Source organism: Nocardia terpenica (assembly GCF_013186535.1).
Taxonomy (GTDB): Bacteria; Actinomycetota; Actinomycetes; order Mycobacteriales; family Mycobacteriaceae; genus Nocardia; species Nocardia terpenica.
Genome location: NZ_JABMCZ010000001.1, coordinates 956077 through 970471, shown reverse-complemented (window position 1 = coordinate 970471; position 14395 = coordinate 956077). Strand labels below are relative to the sequence as shown.

The window sequence follows — 14395 nt, the reverse complement described above, 5'->3', positions numbered from 1 at the left end:
CCCAACGGTAGACGATGGGTCCGGCGGCGCTGTCGAGTCCCTATGCCGTGTCGTCCGCCCGGACCAGCCAGGCCGCCGCGTTCGCGGGCAGCCGACCGCCCACGAGCGGGGCGCTGGCGAGCAGCACCTCCCCCGGCGGCAGCGGGATCGGGTCCGCGGCGGCGTTGAGCACGCAGACCAGCCCGCCCGCGCGCCGGAAGGCCACACATTCGGCGGGCGCGTCGGCCCACTCCAGCCCGGCCCCGGCGAATTCCGGTCGCGCGCCGCGCAATTCGATGGCCCGCCGGTACAGCGCCAGCGTCGAATCCGGGCGCTCGAGCTGGCGCTCGACGGTCCGGTCGGCCCACCGCGGCGGGATCGGCAGCCAGGACCGCGCGGCGGTGGTGAAGCCGAAGGGCGGTTCGTCACCCTCCCACGGAATCGGCACCCGGCAGCCGTCCCGGCCGCGCTCGGTGTGCCCGGACCGCTCCCACACCGGATCCTGCAGCACCTCGTCGGGCAGATCGTCGACATTGGGCAGCCCCAGTTCGGAGCCGTTGTAGACGAACACCGCGCCCGGCAGCGCCAATTCGAGCAGGATCATTGCCCGCGCCCGGTCCCGGCCGATCGCGCCGCCGCCGTAGCGGGTGACCTCGCGCTCGATGTCGTGATTGGACAGCGTCCAGGTCGGGGTGGCGCCCGCCCAGGTCACGGCCGCCACCGAATTGTCCACCGCCGCACGGATCTCCGTCGCCTCGAAGGCGGCCTCGGCGAGCCGGAAGTTGAAGGCCAGGTGCAGTTCGTCGGGGCGCACGTACTCGCCGAAGCGGGTGTTGTCGTCGACCCACACCTCGCCGATGGACACCGCGTCCGGATACTCGTCGAGCACCTTGCGCAGCCTGCGGTGGATCTCGTGCACGCCCGGATTGTTGAAGCGCGGGTCGCTGTCGTCGTGGAGCAGCATGCGGGTGTGGACGTGGTCCAGGTCGGGCAGGCCCGGCGGTTTGGCCATGCCGTGCGCGACATCGATGCGGAAGCCGTCGACGCCGCGATCCAGCCAGAACCGCATGGTCCGTTCGAAATCGGCGAGAACCTCCGGATTGTCCCAGTTCAGGTCCGGCTGTTCGCGGGCGAACAGGTGCAGGTACCACTGGCCGGGGGTGCCGTCGGGTTCGGTGACGCGGGTCCAGGCGGGGCCGCCGAAGATGCTTGGCCAGTTGTTGGGCGGCTCGTCGCCGCCGGGGCCGCGGCCGTCGCGGAAGATGTAGCGTGCGCGTTCCGGGCCGTCCGGCGCGCCCGCCAGCGCCGCGGCGAACCACCGATGCCGGTCGCTGGTGTGGTTGGGCACCAGGTCCATGGTGACCCGGATGCCCCGCTCGTGCGCCTCGGCGATCAGCTCGTCGAGCGTCGCGAGATCGCCGAAGAGGGGATCGATGTCGCGGGGATCGCTGATGTCGTACCCGCCGTCGGCCATCGGCGAGCGCATCACCGGGCAGATCCACAGGGCGTCGACCCCGAGCATGTCGAGGTAGCCGAGCCGGGCGCGCACGCCGCCCAGATCGCCGACGCCGTCACCGTCGGAATCCGCGAACGACCGCGGGTAGATCTGATAGAACACCGCCGATCGCCACCACGGTGCGTCCGGATCCTCGGTTGCAGAAGGCGTCACAACCGCCCATGGTGCCAAAATTCGGGCGTCGGTTCAGAACGGCGCGTTGATCAGCGAATTGGCCGCCATCTCCAGATAATCGAGCAGGGCGCGGCGATGCTCGTCGTCGAGCACCTCGGGCTCGATCTCGGCCACCGCGATCCGCATGCAGCGCAGCCAGGCGTCGCGTTCGATCGGCCCGATCCGAAACGGCATGTGCCGCATCCGAAGCCGCGGGTGCCCGCGCTCGTCGGAGTAGGTGCGCGGCCCGCCCCAGTACTGCTCGAGGAACATCCGCAGCCGCCGCTCGGCCGGGCCCAGATCCTGCTCCGGATACAGCGGGCGCAGCACCTCGTCGCGGGCCACCTCGCGGTAGAACGCCGCCACCAGCCGCCGGAACGTCTCCGCCCCACCGACCGCCTCGTAGAAGGATGTCGCCGTCTGCTCGCCGGAAGTCATCGATCCTCGCTGTGTTTGATTGCCGCTCCTTCGTCGCGGCGTGTTCGCGGCCGGCTCGTCGTTCAGCGGCCGAGACTCGCGCTGCGCGCATGCGCTTCGGCCGCTGAACGACGAGCCGGCCGCGAACGTCGCTCGTAAGACTCGCTCCGGTCTTACAGCGCGCCCGACCATGACTCTGCCAGCATATCGCTCCGGTTCGGCCCGGCGTCGGGGCGAGCTCGCGACAAGGTGGCACACAATCGGGACCGAACCGTGCTCGCGGAGGTGGCGGGGCGGGCGGCATCCTGGTGACAGCCCAGCCAACTCTCGTCCAGCACCGCTCATCCCCTGTTAACCGGGACGTACCGCACAATGTGCGAAATCACCGTGCAATGGTTGGCGTTCCATGGTCAACTGGGTGGCAGTGTCTGCTCAGATACCGCACCTACCGGACAAAATGAATTCGGGGTTCCCATGAAGCAGCGGAACGGCGCCCGGTCACACGAGGCGAGGACACACCGACAACTCCAGCCCGCCGATGTCCACAATCGTGGGTCGGGGGCTACTCCGCTGCATGTCCTCTCCAATAAATCTTCGCCGGGTGCGCATCCGCACCGATATCCCGAAACTCCTCCCCTTCCTCCTGCTGTCGCCCCCTGGGTGAAGCGCCGGGTGCTGCTTCTGAACGCCACCTACGAGCCGCTCACCGCCCTGCCCGCGCGCCGCGCCATCGTCCTCCTGATCTGCGACAAGGCCGATCCCGTCCACCACAACGAGGAAGGCCCGGTCGTCCACTCCGCGGGCTCCTCGGTCGCCGTGCCGTCGGTGATCCGCCTGCGCAGCTACGTCCGCGTGCCCTATCGCGCCCGGGTCCCGATGACCCGCGCGGCGCTGATGCACCGGGACCGGTATCGCTGCGGCTACTGCGGCGGCAAGGCCGAGACCATCGACCACGTGATCCCGCGCAGCCGGGGCGGCCCGCACTCGTGGGAGAACTGCGTGGCGTCCTGCGCGCCGTGCAATCACCGCAAGGCCGACAAATTGCTCAGCGAGCTGGGTTGGACGCTGCGCCAGCCGCTGGTCTCGCCGAAAGGGCCGCACTGGCGGTTGCTGTCGACCACGGCCGATCTGGACCCGATCTGGTTGCAGTACCTGGGCGAGGGCGCGGCCTAGTCAGCCGATCGGCAGGTCCGCGCCCTTGGCCACGGCCGCGAGCGCGCGATGCAGGTTCTGGCGATCCTGCGCCCCGAGTTCGGCGGCGATCTCGTCGTCGAGCGCGCGGGCGATCCGCTCGCACGCCGCGAGCAGTTCGCGCCCGGCCGCGGTCAGCGTGAGCACCTGACGCCGCCGGTCCCGCGGGTCGCGGACCCGCCCGATCGCGCCCAGCCGCTCCAGGTGATCGGCGAGCGATACCACCAGGCTCGGCGCGACCGCGAGTTGTGCGGCCAGTTCCTGCTGCGACGCGGCCTCGTCCCGGGTGAGGACGATCAGCAAACCGACGTGCTTGGGCTTGAGGTCATGCTCGGCGATGCGCTCGGCGAATCGGTCCGCGATCTTGGTGCCGAGATAGCCCAGCCGAAACGTCAGGGTTGCCGGGAGCCCCGTCTTGACAGCGTTCACAGGCGACATGATACTTCGAGTTAATCATTCAGATCGTGAACCATTCATGAGGTGACTCGATGCCCGCTCATGCCGCGCTCGCCGTGGTCAATGCCGTCTTCGCCCTCGTCTCAGGCGGATTCGCCATCGCCGCCGCGCTGCGCCCCGCGGTGCTCGCGCACGGCCCGGTGACGTCCGCAGCGTCGCTCTACGCATGGATGTACGCGGCGCGGGCCATCCCGCTGACCATCGCGGTCGTGATCCTGCCGACCCTCGGCGACCGGTCCGGACTGGTGGCGATCCTGCTGGTGTCCGGTGCCGTACAGGCCGCCGATGTGGCCATCGGTGCCGCGCAACGCAATTGGGGCATGACCACCGGTGCGGCGGTGACCGCCGCGGTCCATTTCGGCTCGGCCTGGTGGCTGGCCGTGCACTGAGCTCAGCCGTATTCGCTGACCTGCATGCCCCAGGTGCCGGGCTCCAGGGCCTGGAAGATGTGGGGCTGGTCGCCGGGGTAGCGGAGGTAGTCGCCGGGGTGGAGCTCCACGGGGGCGTCGGTGGGGCCGACGAGGGCGCGACCGGCGGCCAGCAGGACGTGCTCGATTTCGCCGTGCAGATGCGGTTCCGATTCGCGGGGGTGGCCGGGCTCGGCGGCGATGCGGTAGATGTCGCGGCGCGAATGCGGCGGGCAGGCGGCCAGCAGGGTCGCGTGGTAGTCGGCGCGCGCGGAGGCCAGCACCGGCCCCTCGCCCGCGCGGATCACCTGCACCTGCGGCCGGGGTGGATCCAGCAGGCGGGAGAACGGGATGCCCAGGGCCACGCACAGCGCCCACAGGGTTTCGATGCTCGGATTTCCGAGGCCGGATTCCAATTGCGAGAGTGTGGATTTCGCCACACCCGCCCGGCGCGCCACCTCGGTCAGCGACATGCCGGAGCGCGCGCGTTCCCGGCGCAGCGCAGCGGCGATGGCCTCCTGCGGTGGCGCGGATTGCGCGCCGTCGTGCTCGGTCATAGTGGCTACCGACAGTACCCGGAGGGGCCGGGGGCCTCGTTGACGAATCGAACCACGAGTGTTCACTATAGAAGCCGTGCGTTCGATATGGCGAACACTGGATCGTGGTGACTTCTCCGCAATCGCCGCCGTGTGCCTCGCGGTCGGCGTGATCGGCGTGTCTTACGGGGCGACGACGATCACGGCCGGACTGCCTGCCTGGCTGCCGGTTCTGCTGAGCGTGCTGGTGCTGGCGGGCGGTGCGGAGTTCCTGTTCGTCGGCATCGTAGCCGCGGGCGGCAGCCTGGTGGCGGCGGTGCTGGTCGGCCTGCTGGTCAATGTCCGGCATCTGCCCTACGGGCTGTCGGTGCCGGACGTGGTCGGCACCGGCTGGCGGCGCCTGATCGGCACGCACGCCATGAACGACGAATCCGTCGCGCTGGCACTGGCCGAATCCGATCGCGACCGCCGCCGGGCCATGTACTGGATGTGCGGAATCGGCGTAATGCTGGCCTGGCCGCTGGGCGCGCTGTGCGGCGTGGCGATCGGCGCGGCGGTGCCCGATCCGAATCGGTTCGGCCTGGACGCGGTGTTCCCCGCCGTGCTGCTGGCATTGGCGCTGCCCGCCCTGCGCAATCCCCGCACCCGCCGCGCCGCGCTCGCCGGAGCCATCGTGGCCGCGGCCACCACCCCCTTCCTCGCCGCCGGTCTGCCGGTACTGCTGGCGCTGGTACCCGCCGCGCTGCTGGCGCTCGTCCCGCGCCGCGAGCCGAAACCCGCTGCCCCCGAACCGGTCACCGCGGACCACGAGCCGGTGACTGTCGGCGACCACGAATGACCCTCCCGCCCACCGTTCTCCGACAGCTGCGAGGCACCCACCCGTGACCACCACCCTGATCATCGGGGCGATCGCGCTAGCGATCGGCACCTACGGCATCCGACTGGCAGGCCCCCTCCTCCGCCGCCACATCAACCTGTCCCCCCGCATCACCGAACTGATGGACATCGGCTCGGTGGTCCTGCTGATCGCCCTGGCAGTCACCGAAATGATCCCCTCCGGCCACAAGGCCGGATTCGCCCTCCCCGCAGGCGTCCTCGTCGCAGTAATCCTCGCCTGGCGCCGAGCCCCTCTGATCCTCGTAGCCCTCGCCGCGGCGGTGACGACGGCACTGATTCGGCTGCTCGGGGTTGCTTGAGCGGGGGGTGACGGGAGAGATCCCGGCCAAAAGCATGCCGGGATCATGGCGGGCTAGCACTTCAGGACCATGAACAGGGCCGACGCTTCAGAACCATCGACGGACTAACGCTCCGAAGCCACGAACAGGGTCAGCGCCAAGATCATTGACGGGCCAGCATTTCTGAGGGGCGGGGCCAGCGCGCGCGGATTGTGGGTGGGGCAGGTTGCCGGTGGGGTGTGGGTTGGTTCGGTTAGTGGGTGAGGAGGGGGAGGGTGGGGCCTCGGTGGCGGGCTACGGAGCCGTAGCGGGCGTCCAGGCGGAGCCAGGTTCGGGTGGTGCGGACGCGGACTATTTCGGTGGGGGTTATGTGGTGGGGGGCGGGGCGGTCGCCGGAGTGGGGGATGAAATCCATGGCGGTGAGGGCGAAGACTACTCGCATGGGGACTTCGACGTGTTCGTCGTTGCCGGTCACGGTGAGCACCGTTTGGTCCAGGAGGGAGGCGGGTGGGCCGTGGCTGCTGCCGTGTTCCTCGGCCAATTGCGCGCCGCGCTCGGCCAATTCGACGAGGGTGCGGGCAGGGACGTCCTCGACGTGCGCGAAGCCGGTGGTCGGCGGCAGTGCGGCGCGCCATGCCGAATCCATGGCGAAGCCGAGGTCGATCGGGCCGCCCGCGCCCGGACCGGTCAGCCCGGACAGCAGCACGTCGCCGCCGACGGTCACATCGTCGACGCCCAGGTCGGCCAGCACGGTGCGCACCGCCAGCGCCTCGAAACCCGTTGCGACCCACGCGGATACGTACCGGTCGCCGCGTCGCCGCAACCGGACGACCGCGGCCGGGTCCATGCGGACGGCGCGGCCGACGAAGGTCGCCAGGTTCTCCCGCTCGGCCGGATCGGGAATCCGCAGCACCCGGCTGTCGGAGTACTCGAACGTCATCGCGTCGTTGTCCGTTGTCCCGCAGTCGAACTCGCGCTCAGTCGACCTTCCAGGTGGCGAGGTATTCGCGCTCGGCGTCGGTCAGCCGGCGCAACCGCTGGGAGTCGATGTCGAAGGCGGCGAGCTGCGTGGTCGCCAGGACCGCGGGCGGCGAATCCGGAGACGAGCCGTTGGCGCGCACCTCGTAACCGATGGTGAAGTCCACGGCGCGCAGCTGCGTGATCCACATGGCGACGTCGAGCGGGGTGTCGTCGTGGCGGAGCTGGTGCTTGTAGCGCACGTGCAGGTCGGCGAGCACGCAGCCGGTCCGCAGCTGCTCGGTCGGGCGGCCGACGTCGAACAGCCACGGAATCCGGGCCTCCTCCAGCAGCGTCACCATGCGGGCATGGTTGATGTGCTGGAAGGCGTCCATATCCGACCAGCGCACCTCGACCTTGCTGTGGAAGCGCTTGGGCAGCACGACGGATCGGGACACCGTCCCGTTACCGTTCACCGAACCGACACTCGTCACGCGAAACCTCCGATCGGGTTGCCGCCCGCGCGCCTGTCGCGGGCGGCCGGGCCGTTCGGCTACCCAGTATGCCGGGACCGACCACGAGCCGTCGTCCGGGTCGTGGTCGGTCCCGCGTCACGCGCTATGCCCGAGCCGTCAGTGCAGGCCCTCGGTCTGGGCCCCGACGCCGCTCACCATGCTGCGCACCTGACGCGCCGCCACCGACAGCGTCGCCAGATCGTGCTTGCCGGACTGGAACAACTCCGCCAGAGCCGAGCGGGCGCGGCCCAGCCGGGACTGGTTCTTCGACTCCCAGTACGCGATCTTCTCCTCGGCGGTCTCCTCCGGGTCTCCGGCGGAGAGCACGTCGAGGGTCAGCGAGCGCAGCGAGGCGTACATGTCGTCGCGCAGCGCGAGCCGGGCCAGCGAATGCCAGCGGTCACCGCGTTCGAGATGGCTGACCGCCTGCAACAGCCAGTCGATCTTCAGGTGCTCGTTGAGCGCGTAGTACAGCGCGCCCACCTCGTCCCCGCTGCGATCGGTGATGTCGGCGATGTCGACGACGTCCATGAGCGGGAACAGATTCAGCAGCCCGAACACCTCGGTCGCCAGCTCCGCGGGCGCGCCGCGGGCGATGAGCTTCGCCGACTGCTCCTGGAGGGTGTCGATGTGGTGGCCGCGCAGCCAACCGGGCACCTTCGGCGCCAGCTCCCGCACCGCACCGCTGTAGCGGTGGATCTCCGCGCCGACCGCGATCGGCTGCGGCCGGTTGGTGAGCAGCCAGCGCGAGGCCCGGTCGAGAGTGCGCTTGGTCTCGAGCTCCAGCTCGTCCTTGACCGCGACGGTCACGTCGGCGGTGCGGATGCGCTCCCAGATCGCGTGCAGGTCGAAGATCTGGCTGACCGCCGCGAACGCGCGCACCGAGTCGGTGGTGGTGGCGCCGATCTCCTCGTTGAGCCGGTGCGCGTAGGTGATGCCACCGAGGTCGACCATCTCGTTGACGATCATGGTGGTCACGATCTCGCGACGCAGCCGGTGCTTCTTGATCGCGGCGCCGAAGCGCTCCCGCAGCGGTGTCGGGAAGTACAGCGGCAACCGGGCCGAGAAGTGCGGGTGGTCGGGCAGATCGGAGTCCAGCAGATCGGCCTTCAGCGTCAGCTTCGCGTGCGCCATGAGATTCGCCAGCTCCGGTGACGTCAGCCCGCGCCCCTCCGCCAAGCGCTGCTGCATGTCCGCATCCGACGGCAGCGCCTCGAGCTCGCGGTCCAGGCCGCGCTGCTGCTCGAGCTCGTCGATCAGGCGCATGTGCACGTTCAGCATCCGCGGCGCCTCGGTCCGCGACATTCCCATGAGGAAGTTCTGGGACACGTTGTCGAACAACACCAGCGCGGAGACCTCGTCGGTCATCGACGCCAGCAGCGGATTGCGGTCGGCGGGCGCCAGCTCGCCGCTGGAGACCACGCCGTCGAGCAACACCTTGATGTTGACCTCGTGGTCGGAGCAGTCCACACCGGCGGAGTTGTCCAGCGCGTCGGTGTTCATCTTGCCGCCGCTGCGGCAGAACTCGATGCGGCCCAGCGCGGTGACACCGAGGTTGCCGCCCTCGCCGATCACCTCGACCCGCAGCTCGTTCGCGTTCACCCGGACCGCGTCGTTGGACTTGTCGCCCACGTCGCCGTGCGATTCGGTGCTCGCCTTGATGTAGGTGCCGATGCCGCCGTTCCACAGCAGCTGCACCGGGGCCTTCAGGATCGCGCGGATCAGCTCCGGCGGCGACAGCGCGGTGATGTCGTCGGCCAGCCCCAGCGCCTGCCGGGCCTGCGCGCTGACCGGGACCGCCTTCACCGTGCGGTCCCACACGCCGCCGCCCTCGCTGATCAGCGAGGCGTCGTAGTCGGCCCACGACGACCGGGGCAGCGCGAACATCCGCTGCCGCTCCCGGAACGACCGCGCCGCATCGGGATTCGGGTCCAGGAAGATGTGCCGGTGGTCGAACGCGGCCACCAGCCGGATGTGTTCGGACAGCAGCATGCCGTTGCCGAACACGTCACCGCTCATGTCGCCGATGCCGACGACGGTGAAGTCCTGGGTCTGGGTGTCGATGTCCATCTCGGCGAAGTGCCGCTTGACGGCCTCCCACGCGCCCTTGGCGGTGATGCCCATGGCCTTGTGGTCGTATCCGGCCGACCCGCCCGACGCGAACGCGTCGCCGAGCCAGAAACCGTACTGCTGCGCAACGTCGTTCGCGATATCGGAGAACGTCGCGGTGCCCTTGTCGGCGGCCACCACCAGATAGGTGTCGTCGCCGTCGCGGCGGATCACCCGCGCCGGCGGCAGCACCGTGCCGGTGGCGTGGTCGACATTGTCGGTGACGTCGAGCAGGCCCGAGATGAAGGTGCGGTAGCAGGCCACGCCCTCGGCCTGCAGCGCCTGCCGGTCGACGGCCGGATCACCGGTGCCGGCCGGGGGATGCTTCACCACGAAGCCGCCCTTCGCGCCCACCGGCACGATCACCGCGTTCTTCACCGCCTGCGCCTTCACCAGGCCCAGGATCTCGGTGCGGAAGTCCTCCAGGCGGTCGGACCACCGCAGGCCGCCGCGCGCGACCGGGCCGAACCGCAGATGCACGCCCTCGACCCGCGGCGAGTACACGAAGATCTCGAATTGCGGCCGCGGCTTGGGCAATTCGGAGATCTCGCGCGGCTCCACCTTGATCGACAGGTACGGCCGCGGCTGCCCCTCGGCGTCGGTGACGTAGTAGTTCGTGCGCAGCGACGCCTTCACCAGGCTGAGGATGGCCCGCAGGATGCGGTCGGCGTCCAGGCTCACCACGTCGTTGATGCGCTCGCCCAGCGCGGCCTCGAGCTCGCTCGCCCGCTCCTGCGACGCGGAGTCCGGGTCGAACATGGCCGCGAACAGGTCGACGAACAGCCGCGCCGCGTCCGGCGAGGCCAGCAGCACGCGCGCGATATTGGCCTGGCTGTACGGGAAGTCGGCCTGCTGCAGGTACTTCGAGTACGCGCGCAGGATCGACACCGCCCGCCAGCTCAGCCCGGCCCGCAGCACCAGTTCGTTTAGCGCGTCGGCCTCGGCGCGGCCCGACCACAGCGCGTCGAACGCCTCGGTGAACCGCTCGCGCAGCCCGCGCTCCTGGGCGTGCAGGACCTCGAGCCGCTCGGTGGTCTCGACCAGCTCGGCATCCATGTTGCGGTCCAGCGACTTTCGCAACAGGTCCGGGCGCGCCTGCAGGCCGAAGTCGTAGATCCAGCCCGCGCTGCCGTCCTCGAAGTCCAGCTGGTAGGGCCGCTCGTCGACGACCTCGACGCCGAGACTCTGCAGCAGCGGCAGCACCTGGCTCAACGAGATGCCCTCGCGGATGTAGAGGGTGAATCGCCATGCGCCCGGGTCGGATTCGGGCCGCCGGTACAGGTGCTGGTCGATGTGGCCCTGCCCCAGCCGCTCCATCCGCATGATGTCGGCGAGCGCCCGGCTCGGCTCGAAGTCCTCCTTGTAGGCGTCCGGCAGCGCGGCCGAATACCGTTGCACCACGGCGGGATCCAGCAGCGCCGAGGTCGCCGAATCGTCGCGCAGGTGGTCGGCCCAGGTGCGGCTGGCCTCGGCCAGCAGCCCCTGGATACGCAGCCGGTTGGCCTCCGACGCGTCCACCGGGGTGCCCGGTTCGGGCAGGCGCACCGTGAAATACACGCTGGCCAGCTCGCTTTCGGACACGCGCGCCGAATAGTCGATGGACACGCCGCCCAGTTCGCGAACCAGGATGTCCTGCATCTCCAGCCGGACCCGGGTGGTGTAGCGGTCGCGCGGCAGGTAGACCATGCAGGCCACGAACCGGCCGTAGGAGTCCGAGCGCAGGAACAGCCGCACCTGCCGCCGCATGCCCACGCTGAGCACCGCGCCGGCGGTGCGCCGCATGGTCTCCACGTCGGAGGAGAACAGCTCGGTGCGCGGGAAGGACTGAATGACCTCGAGCATGGCCTGACCGGAGAACGAGTCCAGGTCGAACCCGCTGGCCTCGATCACCGACCGCACCCGGCGCTCGATGACCGGGATGTCGAGCACGTTCTCGTGCATCGCGGTCACGGTGAACACGCCGATGAACAGGTGCTCGCCGGTGACGGCGCCGGAGTCGTCGACCTCCGCGACGCCGATGAAGTACGGGTACACCGAGCGATGCACGGTGGCCGGGACCAGGCCCTGGGTGAGCATGAGCAGCGGGCGGTTGCCGCCGTTGACCGGCACCCGGAAGTCGGTGCCCACGTTGGGCCGCAGCACGCCGAGGCAGCTGTCGGAGTCCACGACGGACCGCGCGCCGCCCTCGGTGCGTTCGTAGCGCGCGTAGCCCAGCACGGTGAAGTGCCCATCGGCCATCCACCGCAGCAGGTGCGCGCAGTCGACGAGATCGGTTCCGCTGAACGGCGGGGTGCCGTTCTTGGCGGCCACCTCGAGCTCGTCGGCCAAGCGGTCCTGCACGGCGCGCATCGCCTCGGTGTCGCCGATGACCTGCCGCACGTCGGTGAGCACGTCGGGAATGCGGGCCTCGATCCGCGCCAGCAGATCGGCGCTGGTGGACGGATGCAGTTGCACGTGCATCCACGATTCGCGCAGCCCGCTCGCGCCGTTGCCGTCGACCTCGTGCGGGGCCGCGGACTGCAGTAGACCTTGCGCGTCGCGCGTCACTTCGAAGATCGGGTGGATCACCTCGCTGACGCTGATGCCCATGCGGCTCAGCGCCGACGCCACCGACTCCACGAGCAGCGGCATGTCGTCGGTGACCAGTTGCAGCGCGGCCCCGAGACCGGACCCGTCGTCCGGGTGATACACCCGCACGCGCGACTCCCCCGGCGAACGTTGCACGCCCAGTTCGATATGCCTGCGGAACACCTGGGTCGAATTCCCGGTGATCGCACAGTCGACGTCGCCGGCGTCCACGTGGCGGAAATATGCCTCCTCGAGGGTCGCGAGCTCGCCGCGCAAGCGCTCCGGCATGCTCGCGGCCCACGCCGCACTGGACAATTCGGACGAGACCGTCATTTTCTTCGCCAACTCCTCGGATTGGGTTCCGTAACAAAGTGACGCCGGAGTCGAGAGTAGCTGGGTGCCGCAGCAGCCGGGAAGGAATCCCTCCAAAGCCCCGGCCGCACCGCGCCATACGAACCTTCCGTTAGGTACGACCTCCCCGGCGCACCACCCGAATGGGCTGGTGATGCGCGATAGACATTGCACCGGTAGCGAATTGGCATGCGCCGCTCGGTAACGAAATCACACTGTTCGCTTATAAGTAACCGACGAGTAGCCGGTTCCTTGCTTGACAAACCCGGGCCTGGGCCGGAACCCAATTACGGTCCGATATACCGAGATTGGGGACCCCGGCCCTGCCGGACCGGCGAGCAATCAGTCGCGGGTCAGCTTGCGGTGGGTGACGCGGTGCGGACGCGCCGCCTCCGGACCCAGGCGCTCGATCTTGTTGGCCTCGTAGGCTTCGAAGTTGCCCTCGAACCAGAACCAGTCGGCCGGATTGGAGTCGTCGCCCTCCCACGCCAGGATGTGGGTGCAGGTGCGGTCCAGGAACCACCGGTCGTGCGAGATGACCACGGCGCAGCCGGGGAAGCTCTCCAGCGCGTTCTCCAGCGAGCCCAGGGTCTCCACGTCGAGGTCGTTGGTGGGCTCGTCGAGCAGGATCAGGTTGCCGCCCAGCTTGAGCGTCATCGCCAGGTTCAGCCGGTTGCGCTCACCGCCGGACAGCACGCCGGCCGGCTTCTGCTGGTCCGGGCCCTTGAAGCCGAACGCGGAAACGTAAGCGCGCGAGGGCATTTCCTGGTTGCCGACCTGGATGAAGTCCAGGCCCTCGGAAACCACCTGCCACACCGTCTTGTTCGGGTCGATGCCGGCGCGGTTCTGGTCGACGTAGCTCAGCTTCACCGTCTCGCCGACGCGCACGGTGCCGCTGTCGGGCTGCTCGAGGCCGACGATGGTCTTGAACAGCGTCGACTTACCGACACCGTTGGGGCCGATGACACCGACAATGCCGTTGCGCGGCAACGTGAACGACAGATCCTTGATGAGCTGCCGGTCGCCGAAGCCCTTGTCCAGGTGCTCGACCTCGACCACGACATTGCCCAGGCGCGGGCCTGCCGGAATCTGGATCTCCTCGAAGTCCAACTTCCGCATCTTCTCGGCCTCGGCCGCCATCTCCTCGTACCGGCCGAGGCGGGCCTTGTTCTTGGCCTGGCGGGCCTTGGCGCCCGAGCGCACCCAGGCGAGCTCGTCCTTGAGGCGCTTCTGCAGCTTCTGGTCCTTCTTGCCCTGGACCTCGAGACGCTCGGCCTTCTTCTCCAGGTAGGTGGAGTAGTTGCCCTCGTACGGGTAGGTGCGGCCGCGGTCGAGCTCGAGGATCCAGCCCGCGACATTGTCGAGGAAGTACCGGTCGTGAGTGACGGCCAGCACCGCGCCCTCGTACTGGGCGAGGTGCTGCTCGAGCCAGAGCACGCTCTCGGCGTCGAGGTGGTTGGTCGGTTCGTCGAGCAGCAGCAGATCGGGCTTGCTGAGCAGCAGCTTGCACAGCGCCACGCGGCGGCGCTCACCGCCGGAGAGATTGGTGACCGGCTCCTCGGGCGGCGGGCAGCGCAGCGCGTCCATCGCCTGTTCCAGCTGAGAGTCGATGTCCCAGGCATTGGCGTGGTCGAGCTCCTCCTGGAGCTTGCCCATCTCCTCCATGAGCTCGTCGGAGTAGTCGGTGGCCATGAGTTCGGCGATCTCGTTGAAGCGGTCGAGCTTCACCTTGATCTCGCCGAGGCCCTCCTCGACGTTGCCGCGAACGGTCTTGTCCTCGTTCAGCGGCGGCTCCTGCTGGAGGATGCCGACGGTGGCGCCGGGCGCGAGCCACGCCTCGCCGTTGTTCGGCTGGTCGATGCCTGCCATGATCTTGAGCACGCTCGATTTACCGGCGCCGTTCGGACCGACGACGCCGATCTTGGCGCCGGGGAGGAAGTTCAAGGTCACATCGTCGAGGACGACCTTGTCGCCGTGCGCCTTGCGAACCTTGCGCATCTGGTAAATGAACTCTGCCATGTAGGAAATCCTATCTGTGACGCGCTGCGTCTCCGTTCAGGGTGGC

The 14395-nt window shown here is 69.1% G+C and carries 12 protein-coding genes; 4 read left to right on the top strand and 8 right to left on the bottom strand.

From position 1 onward, the window contains the following. Nucleotides 1–40: 40 nt before the first annotated feature. Entirely contained in the window at nt 41–1648 is a 1608-nt protein-coding gene (locus HPY32_RS04350; RefSeq protein ID WP_156674238.1) for a glycoside hydrolase family 13 protein, read from the bottom strand. Nucleotides 1649–1681: 33 nt separating this feature from the next. Continuing rightward, nucleotides 1682–2086, bottom strand: a complete 405-nt coding sequence (locus HPY32_RS04345; protein ID WP_067583596.1) for a globin — start codon at nt 2084–2086, stop codon at nt 1682–1684. 453 nt (nt 2087–2539) lie between these two features. Here HPY32_RS04345 and HPY32_RS04340 point away from each other — a divergent pair, with 453 nt between their 5' ends. Beyond that, the gene (locus HPY32_RS04340) at nt 2540–3238 is read left to right on the top strand and encodes an HNH endonuclease (protein ID WP_195117849.1); all 699 of its coding nucleotides are present in this window, start codon (nt 2540–2542) and stop codon (nt 3236–3238) included. On the opposite strand, the gene HPY32_RS04335 is transcribed toward HPY32_RS04340, so the two are convergent. Then, nucleotides 3239–3685, bottom strand: a complete 447-nt coding sequence (locus tag HPY32_RS04335) for a MarR family winged helix-turn-helix transcriptional regulator (protein ID WP_197696417.1) — start codon at nt 3683–3685, stop codon at nt 3239–3241. Nucleotides 3686–3744: 59 nt separating this feature from the next. On the opposite strand from HPY32_RS04335, the gene HPY32_RS04330 reads away from it, so the two are divergent. After that, nucleotides 3745–4101, top strand: coding sequence for a hypothetical protein (locus HPY32_RS04330; protein WP_067583588.1), 357 nt, complete (start codon nt 3745–3747; stop codon nt 4099–4101). Nucleotides 4102–4103: 2 nt separating this feature from the next. On the opposite strand, the gene HPY32_RS04325 is transcribed toward HPY32_RS04330, so the two are convergent. Further along, nucleotides 4104–4676 (bottom strand): helix-turn-helix domain-containing protein, encoded by a 573-nt coding sequence (locus tag HPY32_RS04325; RefSeq protein WP_067583584.1) that lies wholly within the window; start codon nt 4674–4676, stop codon nt 4104–4106. Nucleotides 4677–4752: 76 nt separating this feature from the next. Here HPY32_RS04325 and HPY32_RS04320 point away from each other — a divergent pair, with 76 nt between their 5' ends. After that, complete coding sequence (locus HPY32_RS04320) at nt 4753–5493, top strand: AzlC family ABC transporter permease (protein ID WP_067583581.1); 741 nt, start codon at nt 4753–4755, stop codon at nt 5491–5493. 43 nt (nt 5494–5536) lie between these two features. Then, the gene (locus HPY32_RS04315) at nt 5537–5851 is read left to right on the top strand and encodes an AzlD domain-containing protein (RefSeq protein WP_067583578.1); all 315 of its coding nucleotides are present in this window, start codon (nt 5537–5539) and stop codon (nt 5849–5851) included. 232 nt (nt 5852–6083) lie between these two features. On the opposite strand, the gene HPY32_RS04310 is transcribed toward HPY32_RS04315, so the two are convergent. The 4 genes from HPY32_RS04310 to ettA all read right to left on the bottom strand — a co-directional run bounded on the left by HPY32_RS04310 (nt 6084) and on the right by ettA (nt 14349). Next, nucleotides 6084–6770, bottom strand: a complete 687-nt coding sequence (locus tag HPY32_RS04310) for a DUF8185 domain-containing protein (RefSeq protein ID WP_171982713.1) — start codon at nt 6768–6770, stop codon at nt 6084–6086. Between the two features lie 37 nt (nt 6771–6807). Then, nucleotides 6808–7245 (bottom strand): acyl-CoA thioesterase, encoded by a 438-nt coding sequence (locus HPY32_RS04305; RefSeq protein ID WP_269456499.1) that lies wholly within the window; start codon nt 7243–7245, stop codon nt 6808–6810. Between the two features lie 174 nt (nt 7246–7419). Then, nucleotides 7420–12312, bottom strand: coding sequence for an NAD-glutamate dehydrogenase (locus HPY32_RS04300; RefSeq protein WP_067583572.1), 4893 nt, complete (start codon nt 12310–12312; stop codon nt 7420–7422). 360 nt (nt 12313–12672) lie between these two features. After that, entirely contained in the window at nt 12673–14349 is a 1677-nt protein-coding gene (gene ettA / locus HPY32_RS04295) for an energy-dependent translational throttle protein EttA (RefSeq protein WP_067583569.1), read from the bottom strand. Nucleotides 14350–14395: the final 46 nt, after the last annotated feature.

Excerpts from the sequence above, each read along its gene's own strand:
- HPY32_RS04345 (WP_067583596.1), bottom strand. The coding sequence starts at position 2,086 with ATGACTTCCGGCGAGCAGACGGCGACATCCTTCTACGAGGCGGTCGGT.
- HPY32_RS04340 (WP_195117849.1), top strand. The coding sequence starts at position 2,540 with ATGAAGCAGCGGAACGGCGCCCGGTCACACGAGGCGAGGACACACCGA.
- HPY32_RS04330 (WP_067583588.1), top strand. The coding sequence starts at position 3,745 with ATGCCCGCTCATGCCGCGCTCGCCGTGGTCAATGCCGTCTTCGCCCTC.
- HPY32_RS04325 (WP_067583584.1), bottom strand. The coding sequence starts at position 4,676 with ATGACCGAGCACGACGGCGCGCAATCCGCGCCACCGCAGGAGGCCATC.
- HPY32_RS04310 (WP_171982713.1), bottom strand. The coding sequence starts at position 6,770 with ATGACGTTCGAGTACTCCGACAGCCGGGTGCTGCGGATTCCCGATCCG.
- HPY32_RS04300 (WP_067583572.1), bottom strand. The coding sequence starts at position 12,312 with ATGACGGTCTCGTCCGAATTGTCCAGTGCGGCGTGGGCCGCGAGCATG.
- ettA (WP_067583569.1), bottom strand. The coding sequence starts at position 14,349 with ATGGCAGAGTTCATTTACCAGATGCGCAAGGTTCGCAAGGCGCACGGC.